Source organism: Methylobacterium sp. J-118 (genome assembly GCF_057836565.1).
Genome location: NZ_JBYQFA010000001.1, coordinates 717,144 through 737,330, shown reverse-complemented (window position 1 = coordinate 737,330; position 20,187 = coordinate 717,144). Strand labels below are relative to the sequence as shown.

Sequence of the window (20,187 nt, the reverse complement as noted above, 5' to 3'; positions counted from 1 at the left end):
TCTGCGTCGCCGAGTCCCGAATTGCGAACCGTTCCAAACCGGCCCATGCCCGCGTCGGCACGAAACGTGGGAGGATCGGATGAGCGGGGAGGCGGTTGTTCCGGCTACGGCCGCTCTGCTGGTGCTGTGCATGGGCTCGTGGGCGACGGCGCTACTGCCGGAGATCGTCACCGCGCTCGCCTTCTTCGGGCTTGCGATGTTGCTGCACCTGGGCGGTGCAGCGACGGTGTTCTCGGGCTTCTCGGCCTCGGCCTTCTGGCTGGTCCTGTCCGGCATGGTCGTGGGCCAGGGCATGACGCGTACGGGCCTCGGCGCCCGCATGGCGCGGGCGCTGGCCGCGCGCCTGTCGGGCTCCTACGCGCAGCTCATCACCGGCGTCGTTGCCCTGAGCTTCCTCATCGCCTTCGTGATGCCGTCGAATCTCGGCCGGATCGCCCTGATGATCCCGGTGACGCTTGCGCTCTGCGACGGCTTCGGGCTGGCGCCCGGCCGGCCGGGGCGGACCGGCGCCGTCCTGGCGGTCGGCGTCGCAACCCCGATCCTGTCGGCGGCGATCCTGCCGGCCAACGTCCCCAATCTCGTGATGGCCGGCTCGGCCGAACAGGTGCTCGGCCTGCACCTCTCCTACATGTCCTATTTCCTCCTTCACGCGCCTGTCCTGGCTCTGGTCAAGGGCGTGATGCTGGTGGGGCTGATCGTGCGCCTGTTTCCCGACCGGCTCAGCGCCGAGGCTCACGCCCTCCCGGTGCCGACGCCTGTCTCGGCGGCTGAGTTGCGCCTGGCGGTGATCCTGGCCTGCACCCTGGCCCTGTGGATGACCGACAGCCTGCACGGCTTCGCACCCGCCTGGGTCGGACTCGCCGCCGCGGTGATCTGCCTGTTGCCGCGGGTCGGGGTGCTGCCGCCTGAGGCATTCCAGCAGGTGAACCTGCGAACCTGCTTCTACATCGCGGCGCTGCTCGGCCTGGTTGCCCTGGTCAACGAGACCGGGCTCGGGGCGCGGCTCGGGCATTGGCTGCTCGCCGTCGCGCCGCTCGCCCCCGGGGCGCCGGGCCAGAACTTCGCGGTGCTCACCGGCATCAGCACCGTGCTGACGCTGCTGGTCACCGCCAACGGCGCGCCGGCCCTGTACACCGCGCTCGCCGGCGAGATGGTGAATGCCAGCGGCCTCTCGACCCTGGCCGTCGTGTCGGTGCAGGTGATCGGCTATTCGACCCTGTTCTTCCCCTACCAGGCCCCGCCGATCGTCTTCGCCAGCGAGCTCGGCGGCGTGCGCCTGCGGGACGCGACTCGCCTCACGCTGGCCTTCGGCCTCGCCTCACTCGTGGTCGCCGCACCCCTCGATTACGCGTGGTGGTGCCTGCTGGGCCAACTGCGGTGACAGATCCGCCGCGCTATCAACACGCCCCCCGCTGTGCGGCGCAGCATGACACATTGCGGCTTGGGCCCGCAGGCACTAGCGCTAGCACCAGATTAGAGACGGTCCAGTTCGCAGCTGCGAGGCTTCAATCCAATGGCACCCACCGCCCGCCCGACCGTGGCACAGCCGCTCTCGCCGCATCTCCAGATCTACCGCTGGACCTGGACGATGGCGATGTCGGTGTTTCACCGTATTACCGGCACCGCCCTCTACGGCGGGACTGCCCTGGTGGCGATCTGGCTCGTGGCGCTTGCCTCAGGGCCGGCGGCGTATTCCTATGTCGCCTGGTTCTTCGGCTCGCTGCTCGGCCGCCTGATCTTGTTCGCCTACACCTGGGTTCTGATGCACCACATGCTCGGCGGCCTACGGCATCTGGTATGGGATACCGGCGTCGGTTTCGACCGGGAGAAGCGCATGAGCATGGCGCGCCTGACGCTGGTTGGCTCCGTCGCGCTCACCCTCGTCATCTGGGCGGTCGCCCTTCTGGTCCGCTGAGGAGGCCGGCATGGCTCAAGAACAGATCCGCCAGGACACCCGCGTCTCCATCCGCACCCCGCGTGCCCGCGTCCGCGGCCTCGGCATCGCCCATCACGGCGCCGGCCATTGGTGGCAACAGCGGGTGACGGCGGCCGCGAACACAGTCCTGATGCTCGCCTTCGTGGTGATCGTCGCCAGCATGGCCGGCCGGGGCTACGTCGAAGCGACGCAGCTGATCGCCAGGCCCTTCGTCTCCATCATCCTGATCCTGGCGCTCCTGTCGGTGACGATCCACATGCGGATCGGCATGCAGGTGGTGATCGAGGATTACGTGCACGGCCAGGCGACGAAGATCGCCGCGGTGTTCGCCAACAACATCTACGCGGTCCTGGTGGCCGTGGCCTGCCTCTACGCGGTCCTGCGGATCGGCTTCGGACAGCCGGCCTGAACCCCGCCATCACGCATTTCGAGGAGCCGATCATGGCCGCCAACGGCACCAACGGCAGCGGGCCTGCCTACACGATCCACGATCACGCCTTCGACGTGGTGATCGTCGGGGCCGGCGGCGCCGGCCTGCGCGCCACCGTCGGCTGCTCCGAGGCCGGCCTGCGTACGGCCTGCATCACCAAGGTGTTCCCGACCCGCTCGCACACCGTCGCGGCGCAGGGCGGCATCTCGGCCTCGCTCGGCAATATGGGGCCCGACGACTGGCGCTGGCACATGTACGACACCGTGAAGGGGTCGGACTGGCTCGGCGACCAGGACGCGATCGAATACCTCGTCCGCAACGCCCCGGCCGCGGTCTACGAGCTGGAGCACTGGGGCGTGCCCTTCTCGCGGACGGAGGAAGGCAAGATCTACCAGCGTCCGTTCGGCGGCATGACCACCGATTACGGCAAGGGCACCGCCCAGCGCACCTGCGCGGCGGCCGACCGGACCGGACACGCGATGCTGCACACCCTCTACGGGCAGGCGGTGAAGAACCAGACCGACTTCTTCATCGAGTACTTCGCCCTCGACCTGATCATGGACGAGGAGGGCCGCTGCCGGGGGGTCATCGCCCTCGACCAGGCCAGCGGTGAGATCCACCGCTTCCGGGCCCAGACGACCATTCTGGCCACCGGCGGCTACGGCCGCGCCTATTTCTCGGCGACCTCGGCCCATACCTGCACGGGCGACGGCAACGCCATGGTGCTGCGGGCCGGGCTGCCTCTGCAGGACATGGAATTCGTCCAGTTCCACCCGACCGGCATCTACGGCGCCGGCTGCCTGATCACGGAAGGGTCCCGCGGCGAGGGCGGCTACCTGACCAATTCCGAGGGCGAGCGCTTCATGGAGCGCTACGCCCCCTCGGCCAAGGACCTCGCCTCGCGCGATGTGGTCTCCCGCTCCATGACCATGGAGATCCGCGACGGCCGCGGCGTCGGCAAGAACAAGGACCACATCTACCTACACCTCGACCACCTCGACCCCAAGATCCTCCACGAGCGCCTGCCCGGCATCTCGGAGAGCGCGAAGATCTTCGCGGGGGTCGACGTGACCAAGGAACCGATCCCGGTCCTCCCGACCGTGCACTACAACATGGGCGGCATCCCGACGAACTATCACGGCGAGGTGCTGACCCTGCGGAACGGCAACCCCGACACGGTGGTGCCCGGCCTGATGGCGATCGGCGAAGCCGCCTGCGTCTCGGTGCACGGGGCCAACCGCCTCGGGTCCAATTCCCTGATCGACCTCGTCGTGTTCGGCCGCGCCGCCGGCAAGCGCTGCGCCGAGATCGTCGAGCCGAACGGACGGGCGCAGGAGCTGCCCAAGGGCGCGACCGACAAGGCGCTGGAGCGCCTCGACCGTTTCCGCCACGCCAACGGCTCGACGCCGACCGCGGAACTGCGGGCCGAGATGCAGAAGACGATGCAGAACAACTGCGCCGTCTTCCGCACCGGCGAGGTCCTCGAAGAGGGCAAGGGCCTGATCCACAAGGTCTGGAACGCCGCCGCCGACGTGAAGATCACCGACCGCTCGCTGATCTGGAACACCGACCTTCTGGAGACCCTGGAGTTCGACAACCTGATCGGCCAGGCGGTGGTGACGATGGAATCGGCCGCCAACCGCAAGGAATCCCGCGGCGCCCACGCCCGCGAGGACTTCCCGGACCGCGACGACAAGGACTGGATGAAGCACACCCTGTCCTGGCTCGACGAGGGGCGGCATCAGGTGAATATCGATTACCGCCCGGTGCACACCTATACGATGTCGAACGAGATTCAGTACATCGAGCCGAAGGCACGGGTGTACTGAGGCTAGCAATCACGATGCACGTGCCAATTCGCGGCGCGTGCATCCCCTCAGACCGGTTTCCGGTTCTGACCGATATTGCCGGATATTATCGCAATGGCCCAATTCAATCTCCCGAAGAATTCCCAGATCACCCAGGGCAAGGCCTGGCCGGCCCCTCCGGGTGCCAAGAGCCTGCAGACCTTCAAGATCTACCGTTGGAACCCGGATGACGGGGCCAATCCGCGGATCGACACCTATCAGGTCGACCGCGAGGATTGCGGGCCGATGGTCCTCGACGCGCTGCTATGGATCAAGAACAAGGTCGATTCGACGCTGGTGTTCCGCCGGTCCTGTCGCGAGGGCATCTGCGGCTCCTGCGCCATGAATATCGAGGGCCAGAACGCGCTCGCCTGCACGATCGGCATCGACGAGTGCAAGAGCCCGGACAACGCCCTGCCGGTGATGACCCGCAAGGACAAGGACGGCGCGATCCGGATCTATCCGCTGCCGCACATGCCGGTGCTTAAGGATTTGGTCCCGGATCTCACCAACTTCTACGCCCAGCACGCCGCCATCGAGCCCTGGCTCCAGACCGAGACGCCCGCCCCCGAGAAGGAATGGCGCCAGACCCCCGAGGACCGGTCGAAGCTCGATGGCCTTTACGAGTGCATCCTGTGCGCGTGCTGCAGCACGTCATGCCCGAGCTACTGGTGGAACGGCGACAAGTTCCTCGGCCCGGCGGCCCTGCTCCAGGCCTATCGCTGGCTGATCGATTCGCGCGACGAGAATACCGGCGACCGGCTCGATGCCCTGCATGATCCGTTCCGGCTCTATCGCTGCCACACGATCATGAACTGCGCCAACACCTGCCCGAAAAACTTGAACCCGGCCAAGGCGATCGCCGAGATCAAGAAGATGATGGTCGAGCGCACGCTCTGAGCGCAGGGCCTTGAGGCCCCGCGGCCACACTGCCGTGAAAAGGTGCCCCGTCCGCAAGGGACTCACCCGGTGCCCCGGGTGGCGCCTTGCGGTCAGCGCATTTGCCGCCGAGTCAGGAACGAAGCGCATCCGCGCACATGTTCAAGCCTGACCCAAGTGGACCGATGCTGCGCCCGAGCCTGTCGACGTTCGCCATTCTCTGCCTGGGGGCCAGCCTCGGAGCCTGCGCGTCCAGCCGTCTGGACGCGCCGCGCACCCGGGCGCCGCAGGCCGCCCTCGACGCGGTGCCGGCGATCCCGTCCGGGACCGTGACGGCGGCGCCGCTCGCGCCCCCGCCCGGCGTGGCGGCGAGCCCCGATGCGCCGCCTCCGCCCGGCCCCCAGGCGTCCCTGTCACCTGCGACGCCGACGGTGATCGCCGAGCCGGTCACCCCCCCGGCCCCCCCGCCGCCGGTGGTCTCCACCGGACGCGCCTCCGTTGTCGGGAGCTGGGATGCCCGGGACGCCACCGGGGCAAATTGCAAGGTCACCCTGTCGAGCGCTCCGGCCCTCGATCTCTACAAGGCCTCCGCCGCGGCCTGCCCCAACAAGGATCTCGCCAAGGTGTCGGCCTGGGATTTCCGGGATGGCGAGGTCTACCTCTATCAGCCGGGCGGGTCAGTCGCGGCGCGCTTGCGCCAGGGCGGCGGCGGTCTCGAGGGCGCGCTCACCAAGTCCGGCGCAGCCCTCGCCCTGAACCGCTGAGGCGGCGCGACCTCCGCGCACGGTTGGCGCGGGGCGTCGCGTGCTTACATGGTGGCTTCCCGCAGCGTCACGCCCCAGGCAGCATGTTCCTCGATTGGCTCGAGCGCCGCGTTGATCCGTTCGCGCCCTTCGATGAATCACGGATGCCGCCGCACGCGGTCATCGGCTTCGCGTGGTTCTACCTGCGTCCGATCCGCGCCGTCCTCGCGGTTCTGTTCGTCATCGCCGTCATCGCCGGCACCGTCGAGGCTTCGCTCTACCTCGTCATGCGCTGGTTCATCGACCTGCTCGGCACCGCCGATCGGTCGACGGTCCTGTCGGAGCACGCCACCGGTCTCGGCCTCGCCGTCCTGCTTATCGCCGTCGTCCGGCCGGCCTCGATCTGGGCGCACGAGGTGCTGTCCAATCAGCTCGTCGTGCCGCAATCCACCAGCCAGATCCGCTGGCGGGCGCATCTCTACACGCTCGGGCACGCGCTCTCGTATTTCCAGGGCGACTTTTCGGGGCGCCTTGCGAACCGCGTCGTTCAGGTCGGCCCGGCAGTGCGGGAACTGGCCGTCGTCCTGATCGACACGCTGCTCTACGTGGCCATCTACGCGATCACCGCGATCGGGCTGTTCGGCTCGATCTCCCCCTGGCTGGTGCTGCCGGTCCTCCTCTGGATCGCCGCCTATGCCGGGCTGACCACGTGGTTCGTCCCCCGGGCCCGCGCACGCTCGCACCGCACCGCCGATACGCGCTCGACCCTGATCGGCCGGATCGTCGACAGCTACACCAACATCCTGACGGTGAAGCTTTTCGCCCGCGACCGGGAGGAACGGGCCGCGGTGCGCGATGCCGTGGACGTCCACACCGAGGCCTACCTGCATCAGTTCCGCCTCGTGACGTTGACCACGAGCGTCCTCGGCGCGCTGAACAGCGCCCTGCTGATCGCCACGGGCGCCGCGTGCCTGATCCTCTGGCGCGACGGCGGCATGACCACCGGTGAGGCCTCCGCGGGCATCGCCCTGGTCCTCCGGCTCATCGCCATGTCCGGCTGGGTGATGCAGACCGTGCGGGGCGTCTTCGAGAATGTCGGCGTGATCCAGGAGAGCATGCAGACCATGGCGCGGCCGCACGCGCTGGTTGATGCGCCGGACGCGAGGACCCTCGCCGTCACCGGCGGCGAGATTCGGTTCGACAGCGTCGGCTTCCATTACGGCCGCGGCGACGCCACCGTGATCGAGGATTTCTCGCTGACGATCCGCCCCGGCGAGAAGGTCGGGCTGGTCGGCGTCAGCGGCGCGGGCAAGTCCACGTTGGCGAGCCTCCTCCTGCGGCTCTACGACGTCGAGAGCGGGCGTATCCTGGTGGACGGGCAGGATATCGCCGCGGTCACGCAGCAATCCCTGCGCGAGGCGATCGCGATGGTCAGCCAGGATACCTCGCTCCTGCACCGCTCGATTCGCGACAACATCGCCTATGGGCGTCCCGATGCGAGTGAGGCGGAGATCGCGCGTGCAGCGCGGCTGGCGCATGCCGATGGCTTCATCGCCGACCTGGTCGACCACAAGGGCCGCCGCGGCTACGATGCCCAGGTCGGCGAACGCGGCGTGAAGCTCTCCGGAGGCCAACGCCAGCGCATCGCCATCGCGCGGGTGATCCTGAAGGACGCGCCGATCCTGATCCTGGACGAGGCGACCTCGGCCCTCGACAGCCAAGTGGAAGCGGCGATCCAGGAGTCCCTCGATACGCTGATGGCCGGCAAGACCGTGCTGGCTATCGCGCACCGGTTGTCAACGATCGCGGCCCTTGACCGTCTGGTGGTGATCGACCGGGGGCGGATCGTCGAAGAGGGAACGCACGGCGAGCTGGTCGCCCGCGGCGGCGTCTATGCCGGCCTGTGGTCGCGCCAGTCGGGTGGCTTCCTGGCCGATGGAACCACACGCTTCGACAGCGCCGCGGCGTAGCGTGGTGGGGCCGAACCGGCGGCTGGCGGCACGCCGGAACAATGACGGCCCGACCGTATCGCTGCGCTGCACGGCCCGCTTGACTCGGGGGCGTCAGACGGTCTCATTGCTCGGATTAGAACGATAATGCTTTGATCCTGGCCGAGCCGGGAAATCAGGGTAGGGCGCCTGCGGCCCGCACGCCGACGCACGGAGTTCAGAATCTTGGCGAACACATCAGCCGCCACGCCCGCGGCCCATGGGCACGAGGGCAGCCGTCGAGACTTTTTGTTCCTGGCAACGGGAGCCGGGTTGGCCGTCGGCGTGGGTGCGGTGGTCTGGCCCTTCGTCTCATCCATGGCGCCGGATGCCGACACGATCGCGGCCGGTGCGCCGATCGAAGTCGACCTGACCCCGATCCAGGACGGGCAGATCGTCAACGTGTTCTGGCGGGGCAAGCTGATCTTCGTGCGCAAGCTCACCGCCAAGGAGGTGACCGACATGCAGGCGGTCCCCCTGCCGGCGATGATCGATCCCGCCGCCTTCACGACCCGGGTCAAGAACGGGCACGATCAGTGGCTCGTGGTCTACGGCAACTGCACGCATCTCGGCTGCGTGCCGATCGGCCATCAGGGTAATTTCGAGGGCTGGGCCTGCCCGTGTCACGGCTCTCAGTTCGATGCCGTGGGCCGCGTCCGCCATGGGCCGGCGCCGATCAACCTGCCGATCCCGCCCTACGCCTTCGAGACGGACACCAAGATCCGGATCGGCGAGGGCGGCAAGGAAGTGGCCTGAGGAGGGCGCGGTCATGAGCGGAACTGCCAGCACCTACGTCCCGAAGAGCCGCGTCGCCAAGTGGTTCGAAGCCCGTCTGCCGATCGCCGGCCTCGTGCATTCGTCCTTCATCGCCTATCCCGTCCCTCGGAATCTGAATTACTTCTGGACCTTCGGGGCGATCCTGGCGGCTTTCCTGGGGATCCAGATCGTCACCGGCGTCTGGCTGGCAATGCACTACGAGCCGTCGGCGACGGGCGCCTTCAATTCCGTCGAAAAGATCATGCGCGACGTGAATTACGGTTGGCTGCTGCGCTATGCGCACGCCAACGGCGCGTCGATGTTCTTCGTGGCGGTCTATGTCCATATGTTCCGGGCCCTCTATTACGGGTCGTACAAGGCCCCGCGCGAGGTGCTCTACATCCTGGGCGTGATCATCTACCTGTTAATGATGGCCACCGCGTTCCTGGGCTACACCCTGCCCTGGGGCCAGATGAGCTTCTGGGGCGCCACCGTCATCACCAACATCCTGGCGGCGATCCCGGTGATCGGCGACACGATCCAGACCCTCCTGTGGGGCGGCTACTCGGTCGGCAACCCGACCGTGAACCGGTTCTTCTCGCTGCACTACCTGCTGCCCTGGATGATCGCCGGCGTCGTCGTGCTGCATGTCTGGGCGCTGCACGTCACCGGCCAGAACAATCCTGCAGGTATCCCGATCAAGTCGGGCAAGGATGCGGTGCCGTTCACGCCCTACGCCACCGTCAAGGACGTGTTCGCCACCTGCGTGTTCATGATCCTGTTCTCGTGGTTCCTGTTCTATCAGCCGAACTATCTGGGCCACGCCGACAACTACATCCCGGCCAACCCGGCCGTTACCCCCGCGCACATCGTGCCCGAATGGTACTTCCTGCCGTTCTACGCGATCCTGCGCGCGGTCCCGAGCAAGCTCGGCGGCGTGATCCTGATGTTCTCGGCGGTGATCATCCTCGCCTTCGCACCGTGGCTCGATTGGTCCCGGGTGCGTTCCTGCAACTACCGGCCGATCTACCGGCAGTTCTTCTGGGTGTTCATCGGTGCGACCTTCCTGCTGGGCTGGCTCGGATCCCAGCCGCCCGAGGGGGGCTACGTCATCGCTTCGCAGATCTGCACGGCTTACTACTTCGCCCACTTCCTGCTCGTCATGCCGCTCTGCGGCCTGTTCGAGACGCCGAAGGCGCTGCCGGGCTCGATCCTGGAGAGCGTCACCGGGCCGGGCAAGCAGGTGAGCGGATCCGGCATGCCGGCGGGCGCGGCCGCTGCTCCGACCACCAAGGGCTGACGACGGGACCATGACCATGACGCGCGTCCTCTCGACGAAAGCCGCGTTCGCCCTGGCGGCCCTGCTGCTCGGTGCGGCACCGGTCTCAGCACAGGAAGGGCATGGCGGACCGATCCCGGCTCGGATGAGCTGGAGCTTCGCCGGTACCTTCGGCCATTTCGACACCGCGCAGCTGCAGCGCGGCTTTCAGGTCTACAAGGAAGTCTGCTCCGCCTGCCATTCGATGAAGCTTGTCTCCTTCCGCAACCTCGCGCAGGAGGGCGGACCGGACTTTACCGCCGGCCAGGTCAAGGCGCTGGCCGCGACCTATCAGGTGAAGGATGGGCCGAACGATGCCGGCGACATGTTCGACCGCCCTGGTCGGCCAGCCGACACCTTCCCGCCGCCCTTCCCGAACGACCAGGCTGCAGCCGCGGCCAATGGCGGCAAGGCGCCGCCGGACTTCTCGGTGATCGCCAAGGCGCGGACCTTCTCGCGCGGCTCCCTGTACTTCCTGACCGATTGGCTGCCGCTGATCGGCTATTCCGAGCAGGGGCCGGACTACATCCACGCCCTGATCGGTGGCTACGAGGAGCCGCCGAAGGATTTCGCCGTTCCTGACGGCGGCCACTACAACAAGTATTATCCTGGCCACATCATCGCGATGCCGCCTCCGATCACCGACGGGCAGGTCACCTACCCGAAGGACGACAAGGGCCAGCCGGTGGTCCCCGAGACCGTGGACCAGTACGGCAAGGACGTGGCGGCGTTCCTGATGTGGACCGCCGAGCCGCATATGATGGACCGGAAAGCCCTCGGGTTCCGGGTGATCCTGTTCCTGATCATCCTGTCGGGTCTGCTCTACTACGTGAAGAAGAAGGTCTGGGCCGATGTCGGCGGCGAGGTCCACGGCCTCCAGCCGGAACTGCACAAGGCCTACTGAGGCGCAGTCGATTCGCACCTGACCGATGGGCCTCCTCCGGGGGGCCCATCTTTTTTGGGCTGTGGCTGCGTGCTACCGCTCGGCGAACGCGGCGGTCCGTCTCGCGGCGACATCGATCCCGGCCGACCACCTCATCCTGAAGTGCCCGCGCCAGCGGGTCTCGAAGGACGGTTCCAGGGATCGCCCTGCCTGCGGGAGGCGCCTTTTAGGCCTCCGCTCCGCTCCGGCATCTCGGGATGAGGTGGCGGACAGGATGACGCTCAAACAAGGGAAACCGGGATGACGGCAGCGGTGCTCGGGGTGATGGGCGGGTCGGGCGTCTACGAGCTGCCGGGGCTCGAGGACGTGCGCGAGGAGCGCGTCGCTTCGCCCTGGGGCGACCCCTCCGACGCGCTTCGGATCGGGCGGATCGGCGAAACCAAGGTGGTGTTCCTGGCCCGCCATGGGCGCGGCCATCGGCTGTCGCCGTCCGGCATCAATTACCGCGCGAACATCGACGCGCTGAAGCGGGCCGGCGTGACCGATCTCGTGGCGCTCTCCGCCTGCGGTTCGTTCCGCGAGGATCTGCCCCCGGGCCTGTTCGTGCTGGTCGACCAATTTGTCGACCGTACCCATGGCCGCGCCTCGTCCTTCTTCGGCGACGGCTGTGTCGCACATGTCTCCCTCGCCCACCCGGTGGGACCGGGCCTGCAGGCCCGGATCGCCACCGCTGCTCGGGCGGAGGGCGTCGCGGTCCATCGCGGCGGAACCTATGTCTGCATGGACGGGCCGCAATTCTCGTCACTCGCCGAATCCCGGGCCTACAAGGCGCAGGGCTTCGACGTCATCGGCATGACCAACATGCCCGAGGCCAAACTCGCCCGCGAGGCGGAGATCACCTACGCGACGATCGCGATGGTCACCGATTACGATTGCTGGCATCCCGGCCACGACGCCGTGGACGTGGCCGCGGTGATTGCAGTGGCCCGGAGCAATGCCGACACGGCGGCCCGGCTGGTGGCACGGCTCGCCCGCGACTTCCCGGCCGAGCGCGAGCCCTGCCCGGCGGGCTCGCACCGCGCCCTCGACGGAGCGATCATGACCGCGCCCACCGCCCGCGATCCGGCGCTGCTCGCCAAGCTCGACGTCGTGGCCGGGCGGGTCCTGAACGGATAGGGCGGCCTTGCCCTTTCCCTTCCGGCAAAACTCCCTCTAGAAAGCGCGCGCGGCCCCTTGGGCCGCCCCCTACGCAAAGTCCCACGAAAAATGCGCAGCGCCACCATCAGCCGGAAGACGGCCGAGACCGACATCGCGGTCACCGTCGGTCTCGACGGGACCGGACGATCGACGATCGCCACCGGCATCGGCTTCCTCGATCACATGCTGGACCTGTTCGCCCGGCACGGCCTGTTCGACCTCGACCTGAAGGTCGTCGGCGACCTGCACATCGATCAGCACCATTCCGCCGAGGATTGCGGCATCGCGCTGGGCCAGGCCTTCGCCAAGGCGCTGGGCGACAAGCGCGGCGTCACCCGCTACGCCGACATCCACCTGCCCATGGACGAGGCGCTGACCCGGGTCTGCGTCGACATCTCGGGCCGGCCGTTCCTGGTGTTCCGCACCACGTTCCGGGTCGAGAAGATCGGGCAGTTCGACACCGAGCTCGTGCGCGAGTGGTTCCAGGCCTTCGCCATGAATGCCGGGCTGACCCTGCATGTGGAGACGCTCTACGGCGACAACGCCCATCACATCGCCGAGAGTTGCTTCAAGGGTCTGGCCCGGGCCTTGCGGACGGCAGTGGCGGTCGATCCGCGGGAGGAGGGGCGCATTCCCTCCACGAAGGGCTCCCTGTAGAGCGTCTTGTCGTCGCGCTCCCCGGTCACCCCCAAGGCCCCGGACGAGCGCCGTTGTCGGAGTCCCGCGATGCGCATGCGCAGCTACACGCTCCACCTGCCGGCCGAGGCGCGCCCGGGCGAGAGTCTCGGCCTCGATCGGGCGGTACTGGTGCCGGATGGGTTCTCCTGGCCGGCCTTCGCCTTCAGCGTGCTGTGGTTCCTCTATCATCGCCTCTGGATCGCGGCACTCATGGTGCTCGTCGGATTGCTGGCGCTGTTCGGCCTGGGCCTCATCCTCGGCCTGCCGACCGGCGCCGGTGTGATCGCGGCCCTGTTGTCCGCATGGCTGATCGGGCTCGAAGCGTCGAGCCTGCGCCGCTGGACCCTCACCCGTTGCGATATGCCGATGCGCGACACGGTCATCGCGGCCTCGCCCGAGGAGGCCGAGACGCGGGCCTTCGGACGCTGGCTTGACAGCACGGTCTCGGCCCCGCGGCCGCCGTTCCCCGGCGGCCCGACCCGTCGCGCCGAACCGGTGATCGGCCTGTTTCCCGCTCAGGAAGCGGCCCGGTGACGGCCCCGACGAGATCCGCATGAGTACCGAGACCGTCGCGATCATCGATTACGGATCGGGAAACCTCCACTCCGCCGCTAAGGCGTTCGAGCGGGCGGTCCGCGAGAGCGGGCGCGACGCGCGGATCTGCCTGACCGCGGATCCGGATGTTGTGGCGGCGGCCGACCGCATCGTCCTGCCGGGCGTCGGCGCCTATGCGGATTGCCGGGCCGGGCTCGACGCCGTGCCCGGCATGGTCGAGGCGATGATTCAGGCCGCACAGGGCGCGGGACGGCCGTTCCTCGGCATCTGCGTGGGCATGCAGCTCCTCGCGAGCCGGGGGCTGGAATACACCACCACGCCCGGCCTCGGCTGGATCCCCGGCGATGTCGGACCGATCCGGCCGGCCGATCCGAACCTTAAGGTTCCCCATATGGGCTGGAACACCCTGCATCCGGCCCGCGTCCATGCCCTCCTCGCCGGCATCCCCACCGGCGAGGACGGCCTGCACGCTTACTTCGTACACAGCTACGCGCTGGCCCCGGAGAATCCCGACGACGTAGTCGCGCAGGCGGATTACGGCGGACCGATCACCGCCCTCGTCGCCCGGGACAACGTCGCGGGCACGCAATTCCACCCCGAGAAGAGTCAGCGCCTGGGACTCGCGCTCATCGCGAATTTCTTGGCCTGGCGCCCGTGAGCGCGATCCGGCCCCGCCCAGAAGGACAGAAAAACCCGTGATCCTCTACCCGGCGATCGACCTCAAGGAGGGACGCTGCGTCCGCCTCGTCCAGGGTGACATGGCCCAGGCCAAGGTCTTCGGCGACGATCCCGCCGCGCAGGCCGCGACCTTCGAGGGGCAGGGTTTCCCCTGGCTCCACGTTGTCGATCTGGATGGCGCCTTCGCGGGGGCGCCGCGCAACGCCGCCGCGGTGGACGCGATCCTGGCGCGGGTCGGGATCCCGGTGCAGCTCGGCGGCGGCATCCGGGAGATGAAGACCCTCGAAGGCTGGCTCGCCAAGGGTGTGGCCCGGGTGATCATCGGCACGGCCGCGGTGCGCGATCCCGGCTTCGTCCGCGAGGCTGCCCGCCAGCATCCCGGAAAGATCGCCGTCGGCATCGACGCCAAGGACGGGCGGGTCGCCGTCGAGGGCTGGGCCCAGACATCGAGCATGACCGCCGAGGAACTGGGCCGTCGTTTCGAGGACGCGGGCGTCGCCGCCATCATCTACACCGACATCGCCCGGGACGGGATCCTGAAAGGCCTCAACGTCGAGATGACCCTGGCGCTGGCGCAGGCCGTGCGCATCCCGGTGATCGCCTCCGGCGGCCTCGCCTCGATCGACGACGTACACCGCCTGCTCCAGCCCGATTGCGCGCTGATCGCCGGCGCCATCACGGGGCGCGCGCTCTACGACGGGCGCATCGACCCGCAGGCGGCCCTGGCGGCGATCGCTGCGGCGCGCGGATCGGCTTCGTGATACGTCATCCTCGGTGATGGCACCGAGCGGGAGGCTTCGATGACGGCGGTGAAGGTCCGGCCGGTCCCGGCCGGAACGGCTTATGCGGACGATTTCTACACCTGGACCCAGGAGCAGGGCGCGCGTCTGCGCTCCGGCGACTTCTCGGCGCTTGATCGCGAGAATCTGGCCGAGGAGATCGAGAGCTTGGGCAGGAGCCAGTACGCCAGTCTGGTGAGCGCCCTGCGCGTCGTGCTGATGCACATGCTCAAGTTCGATCACCAGCCGGCAAAGCGAACGCGCAGTTGGGCGATCTCGATCGCGACGCACCGCGTCCACATCGCCGAAGAGTTGATCGAAAGCCCCGGCTTGAAAGGTCGTATGGCCGAGGCTGTATCGAAGGCGTACCGCGTTGCACGCCTCGATGCCGCGAAGGAGACGGGCCTGTTGGTCAAGCGCTTTCCGGAAACCTGCCCCTACGCCTATCAAGACATCATGGATCGCCACTTCGCGATCGACACCGAAGCCTGACTCCCCGTCGAGACGCCGTGCTCAAGACCCGCATCATCCCCTGCCTCGACGTGAAGGAAGGGCGCGTCGTGAAGGGCGTGCGCTTCGAGGGCCTGCGCGATGCCGGCGATCCGGTGGAGGCGGCCAAGGTCTACGACGCGGCCGGCGCCGACGAACTGTGCTTTCTCGATATCACGGCGAGCCGCGAGGCCCGGGGCACGCTGCTCGACATCGTCAGCCGCACCGCCGAGGCCTGCTTCATGCCGCTCACCGTCGGCGGCGGCGTGCGCGCCGTCGAGGATGTCCGGGCCCTGCTGCTCGCCGGCGCCGACAAGGTCGCGATCAACACCGCGGCGGTGAAGGACCCGGACCTCGTCGCCCGGGCGGCGGAGAAGTTCGGCGCCCAATGCATCGTCGTGGCGATCGACGCGAAGCGCGTCTCCGGCCCCGGCGAACCCGATGCCTGGGCGATCTTCACCCATGGCGGACGCGATCCGACCGGCATCGACGCCGTCGCCTTCGCGAAGCTGGTCGCCGGGAGGGGCGCCGGCGAGTTGCTGGTCACCTCCATGGACAAGGACGGCACCCGCTCGGGCTACGACCTTGCCCTGACGCGGGCGATCAGCGACGCGGTCACCGTGCCGGTGATCGCCTCCGGCGGCGTCGGCGGGCTCGACGATCTCGTGGCCGGCGTGGCCGAGGGCGGCGCGAGCGCCGTGCTGGCGGCCTCGATCTTCCATTTCGGACAGGCGAGCATCGCTGAGGCCAAGGCCCATATGGCGGCGGCCGGTCTCGCCATGCGTCTCGACGGCACGGCTTCATCGGCGAGGACGCCCCTGTGAGCAGCACCCTTCTCGCCAACGCGACCCTCCTCGATCCGGAGACCGGGCGCGAGACCGCCGGCGCGATCCTCGTCCGGGACGGTCGGATCGCCGACATCGCCGCCGGCGCGGCCCCCGGTGCCCCGGCTGACGTCACGCGGATCGACTGCGCCGGCCGGGTCCTGACGCCCGGGCTGATCGACATGCGCGCCTTCGTGGGCGAGCCGGGGGCGGAGCACCGTGAGACCCTGGCCTCGGCGAGCGCCGCCGCCGCCGCGGGCGGCGTCACTACCCTGGTCTGCATGCCGGATACCAACCCGATCATCGACGGGCCGGCCATCGTGGATTTCGTGCTGCGCCGCGCCCGCGACACGGCGAGCGTCAATGTCCTGCCCGCCGCCGCGATCACCAAGGGCTTGGCCGGCAAGGAAATGACCGAGTTCGGCCTGCTCAAGGAGGCCGGCGCCGTCGCGTTCACGGACGGGCTGCACGCGGTGGGCAACGCCCAGGTGATGCGCCGCGCCCTGACCTACGCAAGGGATTTCGACGCCCTGCTGATGCAGCATGTCGAGGATGCCGACCTCGTGGCCGAGGGCGTGATGAACGAGGGTGAACTCGCCTCGCGCCTCGGGCTGATGGGCATCCCCCGCGAGGCGGAGACCGTGATGCTGGAGCGCGACATCCGCCTCGTCCGGCTGACCGGCGCCCGCTACCACGCCGCCATGATCTCCTGCGCCGATTCGGTGGAGATCGTCCGCCGGGCCAAGCAGGACGGATTGCCGGTGACTTGCGGGGTCTCGGTGAACAACCTCGTGCTCAACGAGAACGACATCGGCCATTACCGGACCTTCTGTCGCCTCTCGCCGCCATTGCGCGACGAGGCCGACCGGCACGCGGTGGTGCGCGGGCTCGGCGAGGGCGTGATCGACGTGGTCGTGTCCGACCACAACCCGCAGGATGTCGAGACCAAGCGCCTGCCCTTCGCGGAGGCCGCGGACGGAGCGCTCGGCATCGAGACCCTGCTCGGCGCCGCCCTGCGCCTCGTCCATACCGGCGATCTGGCGTTTCCCAAGCTCGTCGCCGCCCTGACGGTGAACCCGGCCCGGATCCTCGGGCGCGAGGCCGGGCGCCTCGCGGTCGGAGCACCGGCCGATCTGGTGCTGATCGATCCCGATCTGCCCTACGTCCTCGACAAAAGGCGGCTGAAGTCCCGCTCGAAGAACTCGCCCTTCGACGAGGCGCGCCTCCAGGGCGCCGCGGTCCTGACGCTGGTCGGCGGCCGGATCGTTCACGCGGTCGACGATCTGGCGGCTGCCGCCTGATGCTCGCGGATCTCGCGACCCCCGCCGCGCTCGGCGCCCTGGCCCTCGGCTATGCCCTGGGCGCGATCCCGTTCGGGCTGATCCTGACGCGATGCGCTGGGCTCGGGGACGTGCGGGCGATCGGCTCCGGCAATATCGGCGCCACCAACGTGCTGCGCACCGGCCGCAAGGGTCTCGCCGCCGCGACCCTGCTGGGCGATGCCCTCAAGGGCACGGTGGCGGTCCTGATCGCCAAGGGCCTCGGGGATGGGCCCGCCCTCGCCGCCGGGCTGGGCGCGTTTCTGGGCCATCTCTTCCCGGTCTGGCTCGGCTTCAAGGGCGGCAAGGGTGTCGCGACCTTCATCGGCGTGCTCCTCGCCTTCAGCCCGCCGACGCTCGGAATCTTCGCGGCGATCTGGCTCGGTCTCGCCTTCGCGCTGAAATACTCGTCGCTGGCGGCCTTGGCCGCCTCGGCGGCGACGCCGCTGGTCCTGTGGGCCCTCGGCGCGCCGATGCAAGCTGTGCTGTTCCTGCTGCTGGGCGTGCTGCTATGGTGGAAGCACGCGCCCAACATCCGCCGGCTCGCGTCCGGCACCGAGGGGCGCATCGGCCAGAAGGGCTGAGCGCACGCGCGTGGCGCGGTCCTTGGGGGGTGCATGCAGCTCACCGATGCCCAGCGTCTCGACTGGCTGCGCCTGATCCGCACCGACGGCGTCGGGCCGTGCACCTTCCGCACGCTCGTCAACCGATTCGCCGGTGCCGGTGCCGCCCTCGATGCCCTTCCCGACCTCGCACGCCGGCAGGGCAAACGGCTGGAGCCCCCGACCCGCGCCCAGGCCGAGGACGAGCTGGCGGCCCTGGCCCGCCTCGGCGGACGGCTGATCGCCACCGGCGAGGCGGATTACCCGCGCCTCCTCCAGCAGACCGACGCGGCGCCGCCGCTCCTGGCCCTGCGCGGCGCCGCGGTCTTGAACCGTCCGGCTGTGGCCCTCGTGGGTTCGCGCAACGCTTCTACGGCCGGACTCGCGTTCACGGAGCGGCTGGCCCGCGGCCTCGGCGAGGCGGGGCTGGCGGTGGTCTCGGGCCTCGCACGGGGCATCGACGCCCGGGCCCACAAGGCCAGCCTGCAGACCGGCACCGTCGCGGTGATGGCCGGCGGCCAGGACCGGATTTACCCGGCGAGCCACGCCGCCCTGGTCGACGCGATCCTGGGGGAGGGCGGCGCCATCGTGGCCGAGATGCCGATGGGCTGGGAGCCGCGCGGCCGCGATTTCCCCCGGCGCAACCGGATCATCTCCGGCCTGTCCTACGGCACCGTCGTGATCGAGGCGGCGAGCCGCTCCGGTTCGCTCATCACGGCGCGCTACGCCCTGGAGCAGAACCGCGAGGTCTTCGCGGTCCCGGGCTCGCCCCTCGATCCCCGCGCCGAGGGCACCAATGATCTGATCCGCCAGGGCGCAACCCTTGTGTCCGACGTCGCACACGTGCTCGATGTGATCGGTCCGATCATCGAGCACGGCCCGGAGGCGGACGCCGCCCCCGTACGGGGGCGGCCGGACCTCCGAGATCAGCCCGACTTCTGGGACGAGATCGACCTCGATGCGCTGAATTTGGGGGAGCTGGGGGCTCGAGACATCTCACGGCCGCCCGTATTCGATTCGTTCGAGGAGCCGGACGATCCGCCCGAGCCCGTGGATGATCGCGCACGCATCGTCGCGCTTCTGGGTCCGAGCCCGGTCGGAACCGACGCGCTGGCCCGCAGCGCCAATGTCGGGATCCGCGTCGTGCAGACCGTGCTGCTGGAACTCGAACTCGACGGGCGGATCGAGCGCCACGGTAGCGGCACGGTCTCGCTGGTCAGTCGTTGAGCGGATCGGCGTTGAAATCGACGTCGGCGATGTGGCGCATCACGTCGAGGCAACCCTGGAGAATGTAGGCGGCAGCGAGCTTGTCCACCAGTTCACCGCGTCGGGCCCGGGACGCGTCGGCCTCGATCAGCGCCCGGGTCACGACCGCGGTCGACAGCCGCTCGTCGAAGAAGACGTGGGGCAGGGGCAGGATCGGCGCTAGGTTGCGCACGAAGGCCCGCGTCGACTGGACCCGTGGCCCCTCGCTCCCGTCCATGTTCAGCGGCAGACCGACCACGAGGCCGCCCACCGCATGCTGGCGGCACAGGGTGGCGAGGCGCTGGGCATCCGGCGTGAACTTCACCCGGCGGATCGTCTCCAGCGGCGTCGCGATCTGGCGCCCCAGATCCGATAGCGCAAGTCCGATCGTCTTGGTGCCGAGATCGATGCCGATCAGCCGCGCCCCACCCTGCGAGGCGGCGGCGAAGGCACGTAGCGCGTCGTGGTTCATGATTCCGCCTGCCCGCTCCGGCCCAGGATCGCCGCCGAGACACCCTCGAACCGGGCGGGCAGGGGCTCCATACTCGGTCCGAGAATCAACGCGGCGGTGGGGCCGGTGACCTGCGAGAAGAAATCGAAAAGGGTCTCGCCGCCGAACCGGACCGTCTCGAGATCGGGCGCGAGCAGCCAGATATCGTATTCCGCGCCGCTGCCGGACACGTCCCAGAACAGGAAGCTGCCGTCCTCGGCATGGCCGAAGAAGCAGGCGCGCTCGACGACCCCCGGGTCGCCATCCTCGACATCGAAACGGTGCGGCTCCGCCGCGTCCTCCAGCAGTCGCACGGCGGCGCCGACGCTGTGGGCGATGACGCCGGCTTGCGTGATCAGGTCGCTCGCCTCGAAGGGGGCCGGCACGGCGATCCTGATGTGACCGCCGGCCACGCCGACACCGCAGGTCCGGCAGAAGTCGCGGTAGTAATCCGGAAGGGGAAAGCCCAGCTCCGCGGCCGCGCGATCAAGCGCCGCCGCGTCCGGCGCGAATCCCGGCACCAAGCTGGTGAACACCCGCTCCCACATCGG

Annotated in this window: 22 protein-coding genes; 20 read left to right on the top strand and 2 right to left on the bottom strand. The window is 68.9% G+C overall.

The annotated features are described in order from the left end of the window. The first annotated feature begins 79 nt into the window (after window positions 1-79). From AC3IF3_RS03490 to dprA, 20 genes are all read left to right on the top strand, one after another. Entirely contained in the window at window positions 80-1,381 is a 1,302-nt protein-coding gene (locus tag AC3IF3_RS03490; protein ID WP_489227294.1) for an SLC13 family permease, read from the top strand. Window positions 1,382-1,513: 132 nt separating this feature from the next. Further along, a complete protein-coding gene (sdhC, locus tag AC3IF3_RS03485; protein WP_243966744.1) occupies window positions 1,514-1,915 on the top strand; it encodes a succinate dehydrogenase, cytochrome b556 subunit in 402 nt (133 codons plus the stop codon). Window positions 1,916-1,925: 10 nt separating this feature from the next. Further along, entirely contained in the window at window positions 1,926-2,345 is a 420-nt protein-coding gene (gene sdhD, locus AC3IF3_RS03480) for a succinate dehydrogenase, hydrophobic membrane anchor protein (protein ID WP_489219725.1), read from the top strand. Between the two features lie 32 nt (window positions 2,346-2,377). After that, the gene (sdhA, locus tag AC3IF3_RS03475) at window positions 2,378-4,195 is read left to right on the top strand and encodes a succinate dehydrogenase flavoprotein subunit (protein ID WP_243966748.1); all 1,818 of its coding nucleotides are present in this window, start codon (window positions 2,378-2,380) and stop codon (window positions 4,193-4,195) included. A gap of 93 nt (window positions 4,196-4,288) precedes the next feature. Next, window positions 4,289-5,113, top strand: coding sequence for a succinate dehydrogenase iron-sulfur subunit (locus AC3IF3_RS03470; RefSeq protein ID WP_243966750.1), 825 nt, complete (start codon window positions 4,289-4,291; stop codon window positions 5,111-5,113). 164 nt (window positions 5,114-5,277) lie between these two features. Then, on the top strand, window positions 5,278-5,856 hold the full coding sequence (locus AC3IF3_RS03465) for an AprI/Inh family metalloprotease inhibitor (protein ID WP_243966752.1): 579 nt from the start codon (window positions 5,278-5,280) through the stop codon (window positions 5,854-5,856). Between the two features lie 83 nt (window positions 5,857-5,939). Then, window positions 5,940-7,805: an ABC transporter ATP-binding protein gene (locus AC3IF3_RS03460; RefSeq protein ID WP_489227292.1), complete on the top strand. Its 1,866-nt coding sequence runs from the start codon at window positions 5,940-5,942 to the stop codon at window positions 7,803-7,805. A gap of 204 nt (window positions 7,806-8,009) precedes the next feature. Continuing rightward, window positions 8,010-8,579, top strand: coding sequence for a ubiquinol-cytochrome c reductase iron-sulfur subunit (gene petA, locus AC3IF3_RS03455; RefSeq protein WP_243966754.1), 570 nt, complete (start codon window positions 8,010-8,012; stop codon window positions 8,577-8,579). Window positions 8,580-8,592: 13 nt separating this feature from the next. Beyond that, window positions 8,593-9,879 (top strand): cytochrome b, encoded by a 1,287-nt coding sequence (locus tag AC3IF3_RS03450; protein ID WP_243966755.1) that lies wholly within the window; start codon window positions 8,593-8,595, stop codon window positions 9,877-9,879. A 10-nt stretch (window positions 9,880-9,889) separates the two neighbouring features. Beyond that, window positions 9,890-10,801 (top strand): cytochrome c1, encoded by a 912-nt coding sequence (locus tag AC3IF3_RS03445; protein ID WP_489219720.1) that lies wholly within the window; start codon window positions 9,890-9,892, stop codon window positions 10,799-10,801. 279 nt (window positions 10,802-11,080) lie between these two features. Continuing rightward, complete coding sequence (locus AC3IF3_RS03440) at window positions 11,081-11,956, top strand: S-methyl-5'-thioadenosine phosphorylase (protein ID WP_489227291.1); 876 nt, start codon at window positions 11,081-11,083, stop codon at window positions 11,954-11,956. 90 nt (window positions 11,957-12,046) lie between these two features. Beyond that, complete coding sequence (hisB, locus tag AC3IF3_RS03435; protein WP_489227290.1) at window positions 12,047-12,634, top strand: imidazoleglycerol-phosphate dehydratase HisB; 588 nt, start codon at window positions 12,047-12,049, stop codon at window positions 12,632-12,634. Between the two features lie 75 nt (window positions 12,635-12,709). After that, complete coding sequence (locus AC3IF3_RS03430) at window positions 12,710-13,189, top strand: DUF2628 domain-containing protein (RefSeq protein ID WP_489231228.1); 480 nt, start codon at window positions 12,710-12,712, stop codon at window positions 13,187-13,189. Window positions 13,190-13,208: 19 nt separating this feature from the next. Continuing rightward, window positions 13,209-13,868, top strand: a complete 660-nt coding sequence (gene hisH, locus AC3IF3_RS03425; protein WP_489227289.1) for an imidazole glycerol phosphate synthase subunit HisH — start codon at window positions 13,209-13,211, stop codon at window positions 13,866-13,868. 37 nt (window positions 13,869-13,905) lie between these two features. Continuing rightward, the gene (gene hisA, locus AC3IF3_RS03420; protein ID WP_243966762.1) at window positions 13,906-14,649 is read left to right on the top strand and encodes a 1-(5-phosphoribosyl)-5-[(5-phosphoribosylamino)methylideneamino]imidazole-4-carboxamide isomerase; all 744 of its coding nucleotides are present in this window, start codon (window positions 13,906-13,908) and stop codon (window positions 14,647-14,649) included. A 39-nt stretch (window positions 14,650-14,688) separates the two neighbouring features. Continuing rightward, window positions 14,689-15,159: a DUF29 domain-containing protein gene (locus tag AC3IF3_RS03415; RefSeq protein WP_489227288.1), complete on the top strand. Its 471-nt coding sequence runs from the start codon at window positions 14,689-14,691 to the stop codon at window positions 15,157-15,159. A gap of 17 nt (window positions 15,160-15,176) precedes the next feature. Next, window positions 15,177-15,980, top strand: a complete 804-nt coding sequence (gene hisF / locus AC3IF3_RS03410) for an imidazole glycerol phosphate synthase subunit HisF (RefSeq protein WP_489227287.1) — start codon at window positions 15,177-15,179, stop codon at window positions 15,978-15,980. Continuing rightward, window positions 15,977-17,281, top strand: coding sequence for a dihydroorotase (locus AC3IF3_RS03405; protein WP_243966765.1), 1,305 nt, complete (start codon window positions 15,977-15,979; stop codon window positions 17,279-17,281). The genes hisF and AC3IF3_RS03405 overlap by 4 nt, the downstream gene beginning before the upstream one ends. Next, window positions 17,281-17,883, top strand: a complete 603-nt coding sequence (plsY, locus tag AC3IF3_RS03400; RefSeq protein ID WP_489227286.1) for a glycerol-3-phosphate 1-O-acyltransferase PlsY — start codon at window positions 17,281-17,283, stop codon at window positions 17,881-17,883. The genes AC3IF3_RS03405 and plsY overlap by 1 nt, the downstream gene beginning before the upstream one ends. A gap of 33 nt (window positions 17,884-17,916) precedes the next feature. Next, the gene (dprA, locus tag AC3IF3_RS03395; protein WP_489227285.1) at window positions 17,917-19,128 is read left to right on the top strand and encodes a DNA-processing protein DprA; all 1,212 of its coding nucleotides are present in this window, start codon (window positions 17,917-17,919) and stop codon (window positions 19,126-19,128) included. Here the strand turns inward: dprA and ruvX are convergent. Beyond that, window positions 19,118-19,618 (bottom strand): Holliday junction resolvase RuvX, encoded by a 501-nt coding sequence (ruvX, locus tag AC3IF3_RS03390; RefSeq protein WP_489227284.1) that lies wholly within the window; start codon window positions 19,616-19,618, stop codon window positions 19,118-19,120. The two genes, dprA and ruvX, sit on opposite strands and share 11 nt — an antisense overlap. Beyond that, entirely contained in the window at window positions 19,615-20,184 is a 570-nt protein-coding gene (locus AC3IF3_RS03385; protein ID WP_489231227.1) for an SMI1/KNR4 family protein, read from the bottom strand. The genes ruvX and AC3IF3_RS03385 overlap by 4 nt, the downstream gene beginning before the upstream one ends. Window positions 20,185-20,187: the final 3 nt, after the last annotated feature.

Coding starts and splice junctions, on each gene's coding strand:
- AC3IF3_RS03490 (WP_489227294.1), top strand. CDS start 80: ATGAGCGGGGAGGCGGTTGTTCCGGCTACGGCCGCTCTGCTGGTGCTG.
- sdhC (WP_243966744.1), top strand. CDS start 1,514: ATGGCACCCACCGCCCGCCCGACCGTGGCACAGCCGCTCTCGCCGCAT.
- sdhD (WP_489219725.1), top strand. CDS start 1,926: ATGGCTCAAGAACAGATCCGCCAGGACACCCGCGTCTCCATCCGCACC.
- sdhA (WP_243966748.1), top strand. CDS start 2,378: ATGGCCGCCAACGGCACCAACGGCAGCGGGCCTGCCTACACGATCCAC.
- AC3IF3_RS03470 (WP_243966750.1), top strand. CDS start 4,289: ATGGCCCAATTCAATCTCCCGAAGAATTCCCAGATCACCCAGGGCAAG.
- AC3IF3_RS03465 (WP_243966752.1), top strand. CDS start 5,278: ATGCTGCGCCCGAGCCTGTCGACGTTCGCCATTCTCTGCCTGGGGGCC.
- AC3IF3_RS03460 (WP_489227292.1), top strand. CDS start 5,940: ATGTTCCTCGATTGGCTCGAGCGCCGCGTTGATCCGTTCGCGCCCTTC.
- AC3IF3_RS03450 (WP_243966755.1), top strand. CDS start 8,593: ATGAGCGGAACTGCCAGCACCTACGTCCCGAAGAGCCGCGTCGCCAAG.
- AC3IF3_RS03445 (WP_489219720.1), top strand. CDS start 9,890: ATGACCATGACGCGCGTCCTCTCGACGAAAGCCGCGTTCGCCCTGGCG.
- AC3IF3_RS03440 (WP_489227291.1), top strand. CDS start 11,081: ATGACGGCAGCGGTGCTCGGGGTGATGGGCGGGTCGGGCGTCTACGAG.
- hisB (WP_489227290.1), top strand. CDS start 12,047: ATGCGCAGCGCCACCATCAGCCGGAAGACGGCCGAGACCGACATCGCG.
- AC3IF3_RS03430 (WP_489231228.1), top strand. CDS start 12,710: ATGCGCAGCTACACGCTCCACCTGCCGGCCGAGGCGCGCCCGGGCGAG.
- hisH (WP_489227289.1), top strand. CDS start 13,209: ATGAGTACCGAGACCGTCGCGATCATCGATTACGGATCGGGAAACCTC.
- AC3IF3_RS03415 (WP_489227288.1), top strand. CDS start 14,689: ATGACGGCGGTGAAGGTCCGGCCGGTCCCGGCCGGAACGGCTTATGCG.
- plsY (WP_489227286.1), top strand. CDS start 17,281: ATGCTCGCGGATCTCGCGACCCCCGCCGCGCTCGGCGCCCTGGCCCTC.
- dprA (WP_489227285.1), top strand. CDS start 17,917: ATGCAGCTCACCGATGCCCAGCGTCTCGACTGGCTGCGCCTGATCCGC.
- ruvX (WP_489227284.1), bottom strand. CDS start 19,618: ATGAACCACGACGCGCTACGTGCCTTCGCCGCCGCCTCGCAGGGTGGG.
- AC3IF3_RS03385 (WP_489231227.1), bottom strand. CDS start 20,184: ATGTGGGAGCGGGTGTTCACCAGCTTGGTGCCGGGATTCGCGCCGGAC.